The organism is Treponema sp., assembly GCF_017430385.1.
Taxonomy (GTDB): domain Bacteria; phylum Spirochaetota; class Spirochaetia; order Treponematales; family Treponemataceae; genus Treponema_D.
Genome location: NZ_JAFRNB010000169.1, coordinates 19,296 through 36,903, shown reverse-complemented (window position 1 = coordinate 36,903; position 17,608 = coordinate 19,296). Strand labels below are relative to the sequence as shown.

Below are 17,608 nucleotides of genomic sequence, written 5' to 3'. Positions count from 1 at the left end.
GATGCGCCGAATTTTTCCGGGGCGGCTTTTTCTTCTCGGAACAGTTTTTCTCGCTGAGGCAGCTTTTTTCTCTCCTCTCTTTGCTGAGACAGATTTTCCGCAACAAAAAGAGAGTGACATCCTGCTTGAAAAAGTGGAGCTGGAGGAACTTCCACCCGCGGAAGAATATTATGTAGATGACTCGCCGCTGAACCAAATTCTCAAACTGTTCGACGAGGAAGATTACGAGAGGCAGAAAGCCTTTCTTGAGCAAAAGCAGAAAAAAATCATAAAGGAAGCCGGCGGAATCAAGCTGGCAGGGGGAAAATTCGAGCAGGAAATAATCCATGAATACATTGCCCGTTACATGACGAGATTCGGAAAGGAAAGCCTGTACAAAATCCTTGACGACGGAGAATATTACCGCCTTTATGTAAGGCAGGAACTGAAAAAACGCAATCTTCCGGCTGTCCTGGAATACCTTCCGCTCGTGGAAAGCGAATACAAACCGGCCGCAAAATCCAGGAGCGGGGCAAGAGGGCTTTGGCAGTTCATGGAAAACTCAATCAGTCCATTTCTCAAAAAAAACGAATGGCTTGACGAAAGGCTTGATCCGTGGAAAGCCACAGATGCGGCTCTCTCAAAACTCAAGGACAACTACGGAATGTTCGGCGACTGGGCACTGGCAATCGGAGCCTACAACTGCGGAGCCGGAGCAATGCGCCGCGCACTCAAAAAATCCCCGGCAAAAACATTCTGGTACCTTGCTGAGCACAAAATGCTTCCCGAAGAGACAATCAATTATGTTCCGAAACTCATAGCCATAAACGAAATAGCGGAAAACGGCGAGGAATACAGGGTGTCTCTTCCAAAACTCAGCCAGTCACGGCATTACGCTGATTTCGACTATGTTACCACAAGGTCAAGAATCTCATTGAAACGCCTTGCTTCTGAAATCCGACTGAGCTACGACATCCTCAAAGAGCTGAACCTGGAGCTTATTCACGGAGAAACACCGCCGTACGAATACAAGCTCCGCCTCCCGATGGGCATGAAACTGGCAGCAGAAGAAGCCCTTTCTGAAATCGAAGACTAATAATCAAATTTTCACCTTTCATTTTCAGTTTTAAATTTTAAATGCCGATAATCAAAGTTGAAGAACTATTTAAAGGAAAAAGCCGTGAGAAAGACAATTTTATCTTCGCTGATTTTAGCCACAGTTCTGGCAGGAAGCATATCTGCCGCTGACAACAAGCCAATCATCTCATCATCCAGCGTAATCGACTGGTCAAAGTCAAATTTTGTGTCTGATGTAAACCTCGACACAGAGCGGGCAGGAATCAGTATGCCGTCAGGAAAACGCGCGGCAATCAATTTCGTTGAGACAAAACTTCCAGACCTCATAAAATCACCGCTTCTCTCGCTGTATGTAAATTCGAGCCAGCAGATTGGCGACCTCGTGATTTCAAACGACATCACCCTGGAGCAGCTGACAAAAATCATCGACGAAGGAAAGAAAAGCCCTGGAATTTTCACGGACGGCACTCTCACGCTCAAAACAACGCATACAATCAACCTGCATGAAATCTCAGCCCTGATGATAAAACATCATTTTCCTTACGAGAACGCAAAGCCAATCGACACGGTGGCATCAAGGGTCTACACAGGAATCATCATCGATGCGCGCGGAGAGCTTGATGTTCACGGCGAATTCATGACGGACGAAGTGTACCCGTGCTTCTTCCCGCAGATTTGGGACGAGAACATGAACCTGATTTACGAGCGCAACATGGGAAACCCGAAATCAGAATTCAAGAACGGAATGCTCCACTATGACTGGCGTGACGACGAAAGCGCATATCACGACAGAATCGGCTCAGACCCCCTTCACATAAAAGCAAGGAAAGTCTACGGCCACCTTCGCACCGACCCGGTAATTTCCAGGGCAGACGCGCTCAAAATTCTCTCAATGCCGGAAAATGTAAAGCTTCTTCAGGAAGGAAAAGTCGTCGTGCTTCTCGACAAGGAAAACCTCAGCTACGCGATTGACACATCAGAAAAAGTACAGGATTACTACGCACCGTTCCTGGACATAAAGAGCTACTTCCCGGAGAACAAAGAGGCTCCAATCATCAACATCCGCGAGAATTTCATCCAGCTTCTCTACGATCTCAAATTCGTAGCGGACAGCGCGCAGCTCCTTGACTCGGAACTTCCGAAAATGCAGAATCTTGCTCGGCTTTTAAAGGATGTAAACAAAGACAATGCGTTCACGATTCTTGTCGAAGGCCACACAGCGGATGTCAACAAGCCTGTCGGTCAGATGAACCTATCAATCGCGCGCACCCAGACAATCATAAACGAACTTGTAAAGAACGGCCTTCCACGCTCAATTTTCAGCTACAAAGGCTACGGCGGCACACAGCCTGTCGCATCAAACGCAACTCCAGAAGGAAGGGCAATGAACCGCCGCGTAATCATAACGGCGCGACCAAAGGCAACATACATCCAACGATAACGGAGAAAAAATAATGAAAAAAGTTTTTGCGGCATTAGTTCTTAGTTTCTCATCAAATCTCTTCGCGGCGAATTTTTTTTCAGGTGAGGCAGGACTTTGCGCAAGTTTCGTAAACAAGTCCGCTCACAAATTTGATCCGACATTGTTTTTTAACGGATTTTTCGCAGGACAGTTCTCGCTGACAAATTCACTTTCCTTCAGGACAGATCTTTCGCTGAGAACATCGGATGTTTTCACCAACGGACTTACGAAAGATGCGGAATCAGTTTTCAGAATCAACGAAATTTCGGCAGAATACATAAAATCTTTTGCAGGCGCAACCCATGCCCTGACCTTTTTCAAGGGAAGCTCCGAATCAGTCGGAACCCAGCATTTCATCCGAAGAAGGCTCGGAACCGAAAACTACTCCTCATTTCTGACTGAAAATTACCTCGGACTTAACGCACCGAATGCTTACGACATTCACGGAAACGGAGGAAGCTATTCACTGACGCTGAAATCAATTCCGGTGAGCGCAGGACTTTGCGTGAGTAAGAACAGTGATGTTCCGGGCGAAGCTGAACTGAACGCAGATTTCAGGCTCGCTTGTGCATTCAGATACCTGACGATGGACTTTATGGCTGGAGCAGGAGCACCAATCTATACAAAAAATGATGCGGGGGAAGATGTTTTTCTTCTGATTGACACCCTTTACATACATTCCGGACTGGACATGCTTATTGGAAACAGCCACACTCCCCTAGCCCTTTATGTTCTCGGCGGATTCGACTATCTTCCGGTAAAGAAAAACGACAAAACGACAGATTTGAAGCCGAAAGACATTTTCATGCTTGTGGAGCCAAGAATTTCAATCGGGAAGGCAAAAATTCATTTGAGCGCGTACAACATTCCTGCTACAAAACTGACTAATTTTATTTTTATCGAAGAAAGTCTCGGCGCAAACATCAGGATTTTCAGCGACTGTCTTTACACAAAGAACCACGATTATTCGGCGGGACTAAACGCAAGCGCAGGTCTTACAGGAAAATACTTCGATGATTTGAAGTCGCTTGAATCTGAAGATATAAAAGATAACCTGAGCGTAACGGTAAGTCCGTTCACGGAAATTCAGGCAAACAAAGGAATTCTGCGGATTATGCTGCAGGCAAATGTAATCAAGCTGAAAGATGAAAAGCCCGATGCGGTTAAACTCCACATCGGGTATAAGAAAGAATTGTAAAAAATCAGGTTTCTTCTACGCTTACATAGAGAATTTGCTGAGGCGGGCGCAGGCTTCTTCGATGTCGGCTTTGTGGCCGAATGAGCTGAATCTTATGAAAGATTCACCGGCTGGACCGAAACCGCTTCCTGGGGTGGTCACGATGTGGCATTTGTCGAGGATTGCGTCGAACACATCCCAGCTTTTTTTGCCTGGGAATTTTGCCCAGACATAAGGACCGTTGCCTGTGAAGAAGGCCTCAACGCCCATTGCCTTGAAGTTTGCTCCGTCCAGAGTTTCCTTGATTTTTTTGCCGTTCTCAAGATAGTAATCTACCTGAGCCTTCATGTCCTTTAAGCCCTGCTCGTCCAAAGCTGCAAGACCACCTGCCTGTGCGATATTTGAAGCACCGTTGAACAAAGTTGTCATTACGCGGTTCCAGTCTTTGTTTACGCTTGAACCGTCGGCAAATTTAAGCTCGTTAGGAATTACAGACCAGCCCAAGCGAACGCCTGTGAAGCCAGCCGGTTTTGAGAATGAGTTGATTTCGATTGCGCAGGTTTTTGCACCTTCAATCTCGTAAATTGATTTTGGCAAATTCTTGTCGCGGATGAATTCTGAATAAGCTGAGTCGTAGATGATGATGCAGCCGTTTGCATTTGCAAAATCAACGAGTTTTTTGAGCTGCTCTTTTGTTGCGGTTGCACCTGTCGGGTTGTTTGGTGAGCAGAAATAAATGAGTGTGTCCGGCTCAACTTTGCTCAAATCCGGGAAGAAGTCGTTCTTTTCGGTACAAGGAAGATATTGGATTCCTTTGTAGCCGGTACCGATGTTCTCGCCGGCAGCTCCAACTACTACGCTTCCGTCAACATAGACCGGGTAAGCAGGATCCTGAACGGCAACTTTTACCTCACGGCCAAAGAGTGTCTGGATTCGGGCGATGTCGCATTTTGCTCCGTCCGAAATGAAAACTTCGCTGGCATCGATAATGCCTGGATAGAAGACTTCGGCGATTCGTGCGCGGAGAGAAGTGTTTCCCTGCTCGTCACCGTAGCCAGAATATCCTTCCGGGGTGGCAAGACCGAGACAATACTCGCTCATTTTTGTTGCGATATGTTTTGAGATAGGCTCAGTAGTATTTCCGATTCCAAGAGAAATAATTTTTGCCTCCGGGTGGGAAGCAGCATATTCACGACGGCGGCGGGCAACTTCTGGGAAGAGATAACCCGCGGTCAAATTTGCAAATCCATTGTTTCTTTTAATCATAGTGAGCCTATTCTAACGAAATTCTTAAGTTTATAAAAGGGGGATTTTAAGGGTTCTCCCTTAGGAGAAGGGTCTACACACGGTTCAGGCACAGCCTTCACCGAGACTCGTCTAGAAAGTCGTCTCACGACTTTCTTCGCCTGCGGCGACCGACTCCCTAGGAAGGCTTTCCCCTCCCCCATTTTTTTTAATCCTTAAATCCGCTCCATGCACGAAGTTTTGCGACATTCTCAACCAGCGCGTCGATTTCTTCTTCGGTGTTGTAGAAGTAAAGGCTTGCCCGTGCAGTCGCAGTCTCGCCAAGATATGCTCCAAGAGGCTGCGCACAGTGATGACCAGCCCTGATTGCGATATTTTCCTCACTCAGAAGGGTCGCGATATCGTGCGGATGAACACCGTCCACAGTGAATGTGACGATTCCGCAGCGTTTTTTGCCGTCTTTGTTTCCGATGATATTCACATGAGGGATTTTTTTCATTCCTTCAATAAGGCGGACAGCCAAAGCATTGTCATGCTCAGTTATTGTATCCAAGCCCACAGACTGAATGTATCGGATAGCCGCCGCCATTCCCACAGCATCACCTGCGCTCACGGTTCCCGCCTCAAATTTGTGAGGAACTTCTGCCCAGGTTGCGCTCGTCTCAGTAACATATTCAATCATCTCGCCACCGCGAAGGAAAGGCGGCATTTTTTCGAGCAAATCAAACTTGCCCCACACCGCACCGATTCCCATCGGACCACAGAGCTTGTGGCCGCTCATCGCAAAGAAATCCGCTCCCAAATCCTGAACATCAACTTTGATATGCGGCGTTGACTGCGCTCCGTCCACGACCATTACGGCTCCGTTTTTGTGCGCAATCTCAGCGATTTTTTTGATTGGGTTTGTCGTTCCCAAAACGTTCGAGACATGAGTGAGAGAGACGATTTTTGTCTTCGGAGTGATTTTGGCATATTCGCTCTCAGGGATTTCGCCAGTTTCCTTATCGACATACATGAATTTTAAAGTCGCGCCCTTAGCCTGGCAAACAAACTGCCACGGAAGGATATTCGAGTGATGCTCCATAATCGAAATGACGACTTCATCGCCCGCACCAACATTCTGCATTCCGTAAGTGTTGGCAATCAGGTTCAGCCCCTCAGAAGTATTGCGGGTGAAAATAATCTCGCGGCTTGATGGCGCATTAATGAATTTAGCCACAGTTTCGCGGGCATCCTCATAAGCCTTTGTTGCGCGCTCGCTCAAAGAATAAAGTCCGCGCAAAGGATTTGCGTTCTGTGTCGCATAAAAATGCGTCATCGCGTTAAGAACAATATATGGACGCTGTGCAGTAGCAGCAGTATCAAGGTAAACAAGACCAGAGTTATCTACAGAATTTTTTTCATCAATCGCCTTAAAAAGCGGAAAGTCATTTCGATATTTATTCATGGAAAGAATTATATAAAATTTAACGAAAATTGAGAAGTACTTTCCTACTAATTTACTAGGAAAATAAAAACTGTCCGCTTTTACTGTTCAATTACTAATGAAAAATTGCTAATTCCACATTGCTCATTGCTAATTATTATGTGCCGATAATTTAATATGAAGAAAATAATTTTTCTGTTGTTCGCAATTCTGTTTACGCAAGTTTTTGCTGATTCGATAAAGCACAATCCCTGGGAACTGATAATTTACCGCCCGGAGAACAAAACTGACTTCAATTATGTGCGCTGTTATATGAAAATCGAGGACGAAAACGGAAACGATGTAAGCCAAACAAAGGTCAAGGCGACTTACGAATGGGCAACAATCCCGAATGTTGTGAACAGATACAAAAAACTTCTCTACCTGGACGGCGGAATGGCCATGCACCTGAATCTCCGCCCCGGAAAATACCGTTTTTCAGTCTACACGCCGATTGACAAGCAGGCCGGATTTGAATGTACGAAAAACATCGCTGGCAAAAAAGTCTGGGAATCGAATGTTTTTGAGTACGACACAGAAAATCCAGCCAAAGTAATCTTCGTAACCCCAGTAATGGACGACAACGGCTTTTTCAAAGGAGAATGGTGGATAGACTCAAAGGCCCCAAGATTCTTCAAATGGAGTGAGATGAAAATTAAAAATTAGAAATGCGCAATGAGAAATTACAAATCGCTAATTCCTAATTGCTAATTACACATTACTAATAGACTGCGCTCACGGAAATGCCGTACGATACATTCTTTTCAGTTGGCTTCGGATTCGGACGATAAATCACGGCATAACCTAGAGAAAACTGCATGTCTCCGCTCGCAATGAATCCGGTGTTCGGAGAAAAATAAAAATCAGCCGCAAACTTAATAGCATCCGAATAGTCTTCTTTCGTCACATCATTGAAAATTTCCTTGCTCCGCTTAACATCCCATAATTCTTCGTGAACATAAGAAATTTTTCCTGAATAAGTCGTGCTCAGGACAAACCGCTGGAGGAAAAGCGAGACCGCAGGAATTCCCTTGTGAATCTCAAGATCGAAGAGAATTGCCTGAGCGGAGCCGGATGCCGCATATTTTGAGGACGGGAAAAGACTTGCAGTAAAAATAAACGGAATCAGAACCGGGAATTTTACAGTCAGGGTTGCGCCCGCGTTCAGATACTTGTCCTCAACCGGGCGTTTTTCGGTATCGCGGTAAGAGCCAAGGACAAACGGCTTGAGCGTAAAACCAGCAAGATAATAAGGCCGCGGAGAAACTTTGTGAATATTAGTGAACTGAATGAAAGCGAGGACATCCGCACTTTTTGCATTTGAATCATCTCGCCCTTTCTCCAGGTCATCGTCAATAATCTGCCTTCCATACAGGAAAGAATCCTCAGTACCCACAGAAAATGAAGCAACCTTGCCACGCCAAAGGAATTTTTCAAAAAGGAAAGTATCAAAATTCTGCATGAAGCCGTCTTTGTCAAAAATGCAGGTTCCGCCTAGAGAATACTTGAGTGAATCGTCTCCACCAGAAATCTCCAGCTTCATTCCGCCGTCTTTATAAGAGGAATCATAACCCGCCGAAAAATCAATCCGCCTGTCGCCCCACGGGTTCGTCGAGATAAAACTTGCTCCCCAATAGGCCGTCGAATCCTGTTTTAGCTCATGGTCAAAAATTCCAATCATCGAAAGCGGAAGAATTATTCCATGTCGGTAGTAGCGGAACGGATTGTAAGAAAGCTCGCGGTGCGGCTCTACAGTTTTTCCTTCCGCAGCAAGGCTTTCATCCGAGATTTCATCTGAGATTTCATCAGAGTGTTCGTCTGAGTATTCGCCCAAAATTTCACCTGTAATTTCAGCAGGATTTTTAGCATTTTCTTCTTCTACAGCGATTTTTTTTGCAGCAAGCGAAATTTTTTCAAAATCACTTTCCTTCACTTCGATTTGGTAGAGGGGATTTTTATCATACTCGCCGGCAACAATAAAAACCGCGCATTTCTTTTCATCGGAGAAGTCATCACCGTCACTTCCACCGTCAAAAAATTCCGCAATTTTCAAGGAGGGAATTGCCTCAATCACACCCGCAAAACCGTTTTCCTTCTGCAAGAGGATTTCTGCCACCCATGAAGCGCGGTCAATTTTAAGGATTCCCGTGCGAGAAAGCATTTTTCCGCCCATTCCAAGCTCCGCCCATGTAAATGAAAGCAGAATCTCCGAATCAGCACAATGGAGTTTGTGAATGTTGTGGACAATCAGATTGCGCAGCCCCTCGGACTCCCCGAAAGCCGCAGGAATTTCAGAAAAATCATACTCAACCAGCGTTTTTTCCGCGTCAAGGAAACGGATTTTCCACTTAAGGCTATCCTTCACGACCATAGCCCTAAGATCATCGTCAATTCCAATTGGTGAAAAGAAAAGCTCATCCTTCACTTCGTCCATGACAATCTCGGAAAGCTCGATTTTTCCGCCATCAGACCAGAAATATGCTTCGCGCCGCCCGGTCGTGCTGTGCTCACTGTATCTTTTTTTCACCAGATCGTATTCCGCAGACACGCTCTTGGAATTGTCCTTACTGATAATCCTGCTCAATGCAAGTTTTTTGCCGTCAGGTGAGAATGATACCCGCGTGATTCCAGTGATTGCAAGAAGTTTTTTGTTTTTTTTGACTTTTCCGTCCGCGCCAAAAGTTTCAAGCCGCAAGGAAGAAGAAGCCGTGTCAAAATAGGCGATTTTCATCTCACCGTCACCGAAAAAGACATCGAAAGTCGTGACGCGGGATTTTTTGTGTGAAAGAAGATCCGCTTTTTTGGGCGATGATTCAACTCCGAGAGTCTTTTCAAATTCCTTCCAGACCGAAGTAATCGACCTTCCGTAAGTGCGCTCAAAAACACCCGCAATGAAACTCGGCGTGAGCGTGGAACCGGCTTTTTCCCAGAATTCGGCGTATTTTTTCATTCCGTAAGTTTCCTGGAGATAGGCTGCGAACATTGAGCCGAACATGTAGCCGTCAGTTCCGCCTGGATAAGTGTCCCTTGCTCCAGTAACATCACGCCAGGAAGGGAAATGCCCCTCAATCACAGACTGACTGACAATCTGTGTTGCGAAAGGATCGTTAAGACGACCGCCCCTGCCCTTGCTTTCAAAAGAGACAGTCGCGCCCTCCGCCCAGAATGTGGTCACGGTGAGCCATGCGGGGTTAAGGCAATCGGCGAAAAATGAAAGTGCTCTGAGCGGCTTTGCCTTGATATTGTAAGTGACGGCATGGGTCAGCTCATGGTAAAAAACTGACTGAATCGTATTCTCATACATGTCGAGGCTTTTTTCGGGAAGAGTGTCGAACAGAACGATGCGGTTATACGGAATCGCGGAATAATAAGCGTTCATGCTCTCCACGGAATGAGTAATCGTAACAGGAAAACGCTGATAAGGCTGAGTCTCCAAAAGTGCGCAAATTTCGACATAATAATCATCACAGACCGCCTCGATTTTTGAAGCACATTCGCGGCTCTCTTCCGGGAAAATGATGTCAAAATATTCCGTGCGGATTACATGAAGAGGTGAAGAAGAGCCGGAAAGAACGCCACCAGCCGGAAAAACAGAAGAAAAAGAAAAGAAAAAAACAAAAGCAAGAAGAATATTAAAACACGTTTTTTGATTCATAATATTATTTTAAGCTAGATTTCAACTATGGGCAATGATAAGTTTTTGACTTCCAAGAATAAAAGGCTCAAGGGGGCATCCCTACGCGGCAAGCCGCTCCGGGTCGGGTGTTCCGCAGCTCGGTACCCTCGGTGCTAGCGCACTGGCTTCGCCACTGCTCCATACCCTTGCCCGTGTATTTTATTTAATTTAATTTTCTGATACAATCGACTTCCTTATGACTGATTTATCTGACTTGAAAAACGAGCTGAACCCTGAGCAGTACGAAGCCGTAATGACAATCAACGGCGCGATTCTGATTATCGCCGGGGCAGGCAGCGGAAAAACCAGAGTAATTACATTCCGAATCGCTCACATGCTTGATGCGGGAGTTCCTCAGAGCGCGATTCTTGCACTCACATTCACGAACAAGGCCGCCCGCGAAATGAGCGAGCGAATCAAGGATTTGACAGGCAAAAAACTTCCCCTTCTCACAATCTCAACTTTCCATGCGTTCGGCGTCCGTATTTTGAGGCAGGAAATTGCGGCCCTGGGCTACCGCGAGAATTTTTCAATCTACGACGAGACAGACCGAAACGCCCTCATAAAAGAAACTGGCCGGGAACTTGCTTATTCTCCGGACGCACTCGACATTTATCAGGTGGGAATCTTGATTTCTGACATAAAAACTGGCCGAAAGCACTGGACAATCGAAAACGAAATGTACAAGGAGCTATACGAAGGCTATCAGGAAGGGCTCAAGCTTTACAACGCGGTCGATTTTGACGATTTGATTACGCTTCCAATCAAGCTTTTCCGAGAGCACCCGGAAATCTTGGCTAAGTACAAGGAACGCTACAAGTACATTATGGTCGATGAGTTCCAGGACACGAGCCACCAGCAGTACGAGTTCATGAGGCTTCTTGCAGACAATAATATCGCTGTCGTTGGTGACGATGACCAGTCGATTTATTCATGGCGCGGTGCCGACTACCAGAACATCATCAATTTTGAAAAAGATTTTAAAGATGTAAAGGAAATCCGCCTTGAGCAGAATTACCGCTCCACGGGCACAATCCTTGCGGCGGCTAACGGCGTCATCAAGCACAACACGAACCGAAAGGACAAGGAACTCTGGAGCGGAAAAGGCGAAGGAAAGCCAATTGAAATTTACATGCCCGACAACGAAACGGCAGAAGCGGCTTTCATCACCGAGACAATCCAGAGCATCTGCGTGAGCGAAAAACGCAAGTACGATGATTTCTGCGTTCTCATGCGCGCAAACACTCAGTCGCGTGCAATCGAAGAGGCATTTTTGGCCGAGAACATTCCGTACACGATGAGCGGCGGAACAAGTTTCTTCCAGCGAAAGGAAATCAAGGACATAATCAGCTATCTCAGAGTAATCTCAAACCACGACGACGACGTGAACCTGCTTCGAATCATAAACACACCGCGAAGAGGCTTGGGACGCGCTACAATCGAAAAGCTCAACGAAATCGCAAAGAATCTTTCATGCTCTCTTTGGGAAGCAATCAACGCGCTCCTTGAGGCTGGTGACAATGAGGCCGACTTATTCATGCAGGGCGGAACGATTTCAGCGGAATCAAAATATTCGGACTTTGACGACGAGGATTTTTCAGAAGGAACAAAGCAAAATCTCAAAGCATTCGTTGATATAATAGAAGGAAACAAATCCATGCTCGGTGGCCACGGTCTTTCAAAGAAAGTGCGCGCAATGGTAGACAATATCCGCTACATGGATTACCTGATTGGCGAAAACCCGAAGTCCGAGAAAGCAGCCCGATTCAAGATGCTCAACATCGAAAGTCTGATTGGCTCAATCGAGCGATGGGAAAACAATCCTGAGTCCGGCGAGCCTACGCTTTACAATTACCTCAACCGAATCACACTTTTAAGCCGTGATGATTTGGACGATGACGAAAATCTTGGAAAAGTCAACCTGATGACAATTCATGCTTCAAAAGGCTTGGAATTTCCGGTCGTGTTCATCGCAGGAACAGAAGAAGGCCTGATTCCGCACGGAAGAGCAGTTGATGAAGGCGGAGATGCCGCAGTCGAAGAAGAGCGTCGTTTGTTCTATGTCGCAATCACAAGAGCACGCGACAAGCTTTTGATTTCAGCCTGCAGAAGCCGTCGAAGACAAAACAGCGCAGTTGAAAGCCAGCCGAGCCGCTTCCTCGACGAAATTCCGCCGCACTTGGTAGAATACCACGAGCCGCAAAAAGAAGTGAGCGCAGACATGGCAATAGACCTCCTGCAGCAAATGAAAAAGAAATTCAGCGCACCAAAAGTTCCTGGATTTTGACAAAACAAGTTTTGTCAAAATCCTTACGAGAATTTTTCATCGCCAAAGTCGCTGAAAAATTCTCACAGGCGTTATCCGCATCCATGCGGTGCACAACTTTCCACTTTCATCTTTCCACTTCCAGTCTCTCCCAGAATTCTGTGTCTTCTTGTCCTAGTCGCCAGAATGAAAGGCGGGAAATTCCGTTGTCGGCGTACATTTTGCAGCGGGCCGCACACGAGTCAACGGTGTCATAGAATACCGTCACGCGAGTTTTTGTATCGAAAGTGAAGCTCAAATCTCCGTCAGATGATTTCTTGAAATTTGAGACCTTGTTATCCTTTATTATGCCGTCAACCTTAAACATTCTGTATGCTTTTCGTCCGACATTCTCGTTGTTCCATGCACGGGCATAAAAATGGCAGCCCATAACAAGCTTGTCTTCGGGAATAACGGTCTTTGAATAGTCGGCGATTTTCTTACACCATGCAATCGAAGCAATCGGGCCTGGCGCACTTGTTGACCAATGCTCGTCATAAGCCATGACAATGATTTTATCCACGATTTTTGAAAGCTCGGCGTAATCATAAGCATCTCGTTCCAAAGTCTTTGTTCTGGCAGGAATCGCAACCGTTAGCATTTTTCCCTTAAGCCGCTTTTTCAGCAGTTTCAGGAAATTTCTGAAATTCTGGTCGTCATCTTTCATAACGGATTCCCAGTCAATCTGAACGCCGTCATATCCGTCCGCTTCCTTTACAATCTGCTTGATTATTTTGTTGCGGAGCGGAAGTTTTGGGTCAAGGATAAGATGAGTCTGCGCCCGTGAGTCAACGCTTGAGACAAGATGAACACGCCCCTTGAAATCAGGGAATTTATCTGCCCGTTTTGGAACCGCCACAAAATCAGAATAATTATTTACCGCGTTTACAAAATACCCGATATCAGTAACCGGCCAGTCGTTTGAAAAAGCTTTTTCCTCGCCAATCATCACATAGCCCCAGACTTCTTTCAGGGCAACTTTTTGAGGCTCCCCATCCGTATTTTCATTCTGGGATTCAGATTTTTTTTGTGCAGAAAGATTTATGGAAGAATTAAAAAGAATTAAGAAAATAAAAGAAAATAAGAATTTTTTTCTCACTAAAACCACCCCACTCTTATTATCGGCAGGATTTTAGTGAACTTTTGGAAGAATTGGGGGCTGGGGCAAAGAAACCTTTTGAAAAAGGTTGCGTTACCCCAGTTTAGTTTTTATTGGATTTTTTTGAACAGCAGATAATCGATTGTCATGCCGTTCTGACCATTGTTCTCAGGATTATTGGCATCATTCTGCTGGACTTTAAGCGTAACAGTAGTAGGCTGGTCAAGGGTGAAGCTTACGACAGAACGGGTTGTAAGCTCATATTTTCCGATCGGCGGCTCCGAACCATAGACCAGATATGAATCTTTGTTGACATAAACATTGAAACGAGAATGTTTTATATCAGGAGAATAGACATTTACAAGGCCCTCATAGGTACCCGCAGGGAAATTCACTTCGGCGATTGCCCATGAAGAATCTTTCAACAACTTGAGTGCATAAGAACCGCTTGCAGACCTGTCGGCAACAAGCTCCATTCGGTCATAATACATGTTCTCGGCCTCAATCTGCAATTTTTCACCGGTAAACTCAAATTTTGGGGCTTCTTTGAGCCGTTTCGGGAGTTTATCCTGCCCTGTTGTCTTTATTGAACCGAGGCTTACACCTGTTCCGCCGGAAATTCCGCCGGAGCTGCCCATTGACTGCTTAGGCTTAGCAGGCGTCTCAGTTTTTTTTGGCTCAGAAGCATCAAGAGTCGATGTAGAGCCACAAGAGGAAAGCAATGCCGAAAAAGAAAGAGCGGCAACCAAGAAAATACCTTTGTTCATAACTTTCATAAAATACTCCCATTAAAGTCCGTGTAAACGGCCTATACTATATTAAAACAAAGTTATGATTTTTTTTCAAGACAAAAAAAACGGCCCACAAAAAAGTGAACCGTTAGTGAGACTGGCGTGATTCGAACACGCGACCCTCTGCTTAGAAGGCAGATGCTCTAATCCAACTGAGCTACAATCTCGTGGAAAATACTATAGCAGATTCGGGCAAAAATTGCAATAGATTTGCCCAGCGTTTCTACTCGCCTTTTCTGATAGGAACAGAGCCCAAGTCAAGGACAAGGCTGTAGCTTGCACTTACGGTATTCGGATCCAGGGCAACTCCAACAGCGAACATCTGAATATAATAAGTGTCTTCGCTTGAAGCAGTTGAAGAATATTTATAGTCAGAATCTCCATCAACAGGAATCACATCCCTTGTTCCGCCCTTGTTATCCTGATCATAATCAAAGAAATCGAAAGATCTTGTTCTGTCATATCGATATGGAATATAATTATTGTAAAGATATTCCGCCCCGCTCAATATGCCAATGCAAGCTTCCCATTTGTATCGGCTTTTTTTACTTTCAATATAATTGTTATACTTCGCTGTATCAGATTGAGAAGGCTCCGGACCAAGCCCGTTTTGATAATTCTTAAGCCGCATAATTACGGTCACGCTGCCAACATCTTTTGGGAACATCACAGAATCACCAGCATCACCAACCAGCTGCTGGTACTTGTATGTTTCAATCATTCTCGTCGCCGCCGCCGAACTGTTCGTTGATGTGTTTACAGAAAGTATGGAAGATTTTTCAGAAGTCAGAGTAGAACTGTTATTATAGATTTTATAATAGACATCAGTTCCGACAAAATTTTCACCACTTTCACTACTAGTCTTAAAATTAAAATACCAGCTTTCTGGGTCAGAACTTGAAAATAATGGATTATTATAAGTAACCAGCGGCTCCTCAACAGTAATGACTTCTTCCAAGCCGCATGAAGACACAAAAACGCCGGCAATCATGCAAGAAAGCAATATCAAAAGATTCTTTCGCATAACACCGGCGTTATTCATATTATTGGATGTTTCCAGCAATGCTCAAGGCAATAAGACGAGATTTTGCGAGGTCAGCCCATTTTGATGAAGAATGGAGTGAAGTCAGCTTGTTATATGCCTCTTTCGCATCATCATACTTTTTAGCAGACTCGTTTACACGGCCGAGAGAGAACAATGCATGATCAACGAGAAGGAAATCCTCAGCCTCAGAGGCAGCCTTGTAATAAGCAATTGCACCGTCTGTATCTTTGAGATTCTCACTGCAGGCAGCAGCATTGTAATAGCAAAGAGGTGCTGTATAGGCATTTTTCTTTACCTCAACAGCCTTGAGCCAGAAATCGCGGGCCTCAGAATAGTTTTTCTGAGCATATTTAATCTCAGCGGCGAGCATGTTCGCGCGGAGACCAACGACACCACCTTTTGAAGTAAGTGAAGAAAGATCATCGAGTGCCTTCTTCTGTCGTGCGGCAATATCAGAGTCAGAAAGGTCTTTTGACTCGTTTGTGAGAATGTATGAGATAGTATCGACCTGTTCGATCCCTTTCTCAGTGATTTTTGATTTTACAGTCGCAACAACAGCAACAGCAACGATTGCAACAATGACAACCGCGGCAACGGCAAAAACCATGCCCTTTGATTTTTCAAGTTTTTCGTTCAAAGAAGCTTCGAGAGTTTCTTTTTCAATTTTATCAGCCATTTTTTACCTCTAGTTTCAAAGTGCAAATATTGTATCACAAATTTAACGAATATTCAACTCATTCAAGAGCCGGGAAACATAAGTTCTTTGAATTCCAAGGATTTTTCCAGCCTCAGTCTGGTTCCATGAAGTTTCATTCAGTATTTTCTTTAAATACGCCGCCTTAAAACGGTTGATAGCGGTTTTAAGGGTTTTATCATTTCCGTCACTCGCCTCAGACGCGAAATCATCAAATTCCTTTTCCGAAGAAGAATGTCCAGCAGCTGAAGGAACGGCATTAATCCGCAAATCCTCAGCCTGAATCAGCGGCGGTTTTCCTAGAACGCACGCACGCTCAATCGAATTCTCAAGCTCACGGACATTTCCCGGCCAATAGTAGCTGAAAATGGTCTGCAAGGCGGCATTTGAAAATCCGGTGAAATTCTTTTTGGTCTCACGGCTGAACCTGTCAAGGAAGAAGGATGCCAAAGGCTCAATATCATCCTTTCGCTCACGCAGAGGCGGGATATTCAACGGCACGACATTGAGGCGGTAATACAAATCGCTCCTGAAAAGGCCGTCCTGTACCATCCGCTCCAGATTGCGGTTTGTAGCCGCGACGACCCGGACATCCACCGAAACAGTCTCGTTTGAGCCTACGCGCTCAAATTTATGCTCCTGCAAGACCCGCAAAAGCTTTGCCTGCAAATCAAGGGAAAGCTCACCAATCTCATCCAAAAAAATCGTTCCGCCGTCACTTGCCTCAAAACGGCCGATTCTGTCCGTAACGGCATCAGTAAATGCACCTTTTACATGACCAAAAAGCTCGCTCTCAAGCAAAGCCGGGGACAGAGCCGCGCAATTCACACGGACAAAAGGCTTATCTTTGCGGAAACCTCTGATATGAAGCTGCTCCGCAAAAAGCTCCTTGCCGACACCACTCTCTCCAGTGATAAGAATTGTCGTATTTGTTTTGGCAACTTCTTCAATCACGCGGATTAAATCGAGCACGGCCGCACTTCGGGCAACAAACGGATGATAATCAGACCCATTCTCAATCGTCGAGCGGAGAACAGAAATTTTGTCTTTTGCAGAACGATAAGAATCAGCATTTATGTAAGCTATTGCTGCCTGATCAGCAAGGCTCTGAAGAACAGCCAGGTCATCATCATTGAACGGAAGCGCATCAGCCTTGTTCAAAAGCTCGATTACGCCAAGACATTTTCCCTTGACCCGCATAGGAATCGCAAGCATATTGCTACAGACATAGCCTGTCTTTTCCTGAACAGTAGTAGAAAATCGCGGATCAGAAGCGACATTATTCAATATAAGGGATTTATTCTTTTCGACTACCCAGCCTGCGATGGAATTTTTTGCAACCGGGATATTCTTTGCCTCAGCACCTTTAGGCCCCAGGGCAACGACAAAACGGAGTGAACCGTCATCTTTATTAAGAAGAAGTGAAGAAGACTCACAATGAACTAAACGCATCGCCGATTCAAGAATGTAAACCAGCAATGCGTTTATATCAGAGTAATTTGAATTAATTCGTCCGTTTATCTCGATGAGCGTTTTCAGTTGTTCAAGCGAAAGAGAATTCAAATCACTCATCGAAGTAAACCTTAAAGAACC

13 protein-coding genes and 1 tRNA gene are annotated in these 17,608 nt (G+C 45.3%); 5 read left to right on the top strand and 9 right to left on the bottom strand.

Annotation, left to right across the window (positions count from 1 at the left end; translation table 11 throughout):
- The first annotated feature begins 1 nt into the window (after nt 1).
- The 3 genes from IJJ71_RS12830 (at nt 2) to IJJ71_RS12820 (ending at nt 3,716) form a co-directional block, all read left to right on the top strand.
- Complete coding sequence (locus IJJ71_RS12830; RefSeq protein ID WP_296847573.1) at nt 2-1,075, top strand: lytic transglycosylase domain-containing protein; 1,074 nt, start codon at nt 2-4, stop codon at nt 1,073-1,075.
- An 84-nt stretch (nt 1,076-1,159) separates the two neighbouring features.
- Complete coding sequence (locus IJJ71_RS12825) at nt 1,160-2,497, top strand: OmpA family protein (protein ID WP_296847572.1); 1,338 nt, start codon at nt 1,160-1,162, stop codon at nt 2,495-2,497.
- 13 nt (nt 2,498-2,510) lie between these two features.
- Complete coding sequence (locus tag IJJ71_RS12820) at nt 2,511-3,716, top strand: hypothetical protein (protein ID WP_296847570.1); 1,206 nt, start codon at nt 2,511-2,513, stop codon at nt 3,714-3,716.
- Nucleotides 3,717-3,737: 21 nt separating this feature from the next.
- On the opposite strand, the gene IJJ71_RS12815 is transcribed toward IJJ71_RS12820, so the two are convergent.
- Nucleotides 3,738-4,961, bottom strand: coding sequence for an LL-diaminopimelate aminotransferase (locus IJJ71_RS12815; protein ID WP_296847569.1), 1,224 nt, complete (start codon nt 4,959-4,961; stop codon nt 3,738-3,740).
- A 187-nt stretch (nt 4,962-5,148) separates the two neighbouring features.
- Nucleotides 5,149-6,387 (bottom strand): aminotransferase class V-fold PLP-dependent enzyme, encoded by a 1,239-nt coding sequence (locus tag IJJ71_RS12810; RefSeq protein ID WP_296847567.1) that lies wholly within the window; start codon nt 6,385-6,387, stop codon nt 5,149-5,151.
- A gap of 156 nt (nt 6,388-6,543) precedes the next feature.
- On the opposite strand from IJJ71_RS12810, the gene IJJ71_RS12805 reads away from it, so the two are divergent.
- Nucleotides 6,544-7,071, top strand: coding sequence for a hypothetical protein (locus IJJ71_RS12805; protein WP_296847566.1), 528 nt, complete (start codon nt 6,544-6,546; stop codon nt 7,069-7,071).
- A 55-nt stretch (nt 7,072-7,126) separates the two neighbouring features.
- Here the strand turns inward: IJJ71_RS12805 and IJJ71_RS12800 are convergent, their stop codons facing one another.
- The gene (locus IJJ71_RS12800; protein WP_296847564.1) at nt 7,127-10,060 is read right to left on the bottom strand and encodes a hypothetical protein; all 2,934 of its coding nucleotides are present in this window, start codon (nt 10,058-10,060) and stop codon (nt 7,127-7,129) included.
- A 217-nt stretch (nt 10,061-10,277) separates the two neighbouring features.
- Here IJJ71_RS12800 and IJJ71_RS12795 point away from each other — a divergent pair, with 217 nt between their 5' ends.
- Nucleotides 10,278-12,368: an ATP-dependent helicase gene (locus IJJ71_RS12795; RefSeq protein WP_296847563.1), complete on the top strand. Its 2,091-nt coding sequence runs from the start codon at nt 10,278-10,280 to the stop codon at nt 12,366-12,368.
- Nucleotides 12,369-12,474: 106 nt separating this feature from the next.
- On the opposite strand, the gene IJJ71_RS12790 is transcribed toward IJJ71_RS12795, so the two are convergent.
- The 6 genes from IJJ71_RS12790 to IJJ71_RS12765 form a co-directional block, all read right to left on the bottom strand.
- Nucleotides 12,475-13,485 carry a glycosyl hydrolase family 18 protein gene (locus tag IJJ71_RS12790; RefSeq protein WP_296847561.1) on the bottom strand — a complete coding sequence of 337 codons (1,011 nt, stop codon included), beginning with the start codon at nt 13,483-13,485 and terminating at the stop codon, nt 12,475-12,477.
- Nucleotides 13,486-13,595: 110 nt separating this feature from the next.
- Nucleotides 13,596-14,261: a hypothetical protein gene (locus IJJ71_RS12785; RefSeq protein ID WP_296847560.1), complete on the bottom strand. Its 666-nt coding sequence runs from the start codon at nt 14,259-14,261 to the stop codon at nt 13,596-13,598.
- Nucleotides 14,262-14,368: 107 nt separating this feature from the next.
- Nucleotides 14,369-14,443, bottom strand: a tRNA-Arg gene (locus tag IJJ71_RS12780).
- A gap of 56 nt (nt 14,444-14,499) precedes the next feature.
- Entirely contained in the window at nt 14,500-15,300 is an 801-nt protein-coding gene (locus tag IJJ71_RS12775) for a hypothetical protein (protein ID WP_296847559.1), read from the bottom strand.
- Nucleotides 15,301-15,319: 19 nt separating this feature from the next.
- Nucleotides 15,320-15,997, bottom strand: coding sequence for a tetratricopeptide repeat protein (locus IJJ71_RS12770; protein ID WP_296847558.1), 678 nt, complete (start codon nt 15,995-15,997; stop codon nt 15,320-15,322).
- A gap of 42 nt (nt 15,998-16,039) precedes the next feature.
- Nucleotides 16,040-17,587, bottom strand: coding sequence for a sigma-54-dependent Fis family transcriptional regulator (locus tag IJJ71_RS12765; protein WP_296847556.1), 1,548 nt, complete (start codon nt 17,585-17,587; stop codon nt 16,040-16,042).
- Nucleotides 17,588-17,608: the final 21 nt, after the last annotated feature.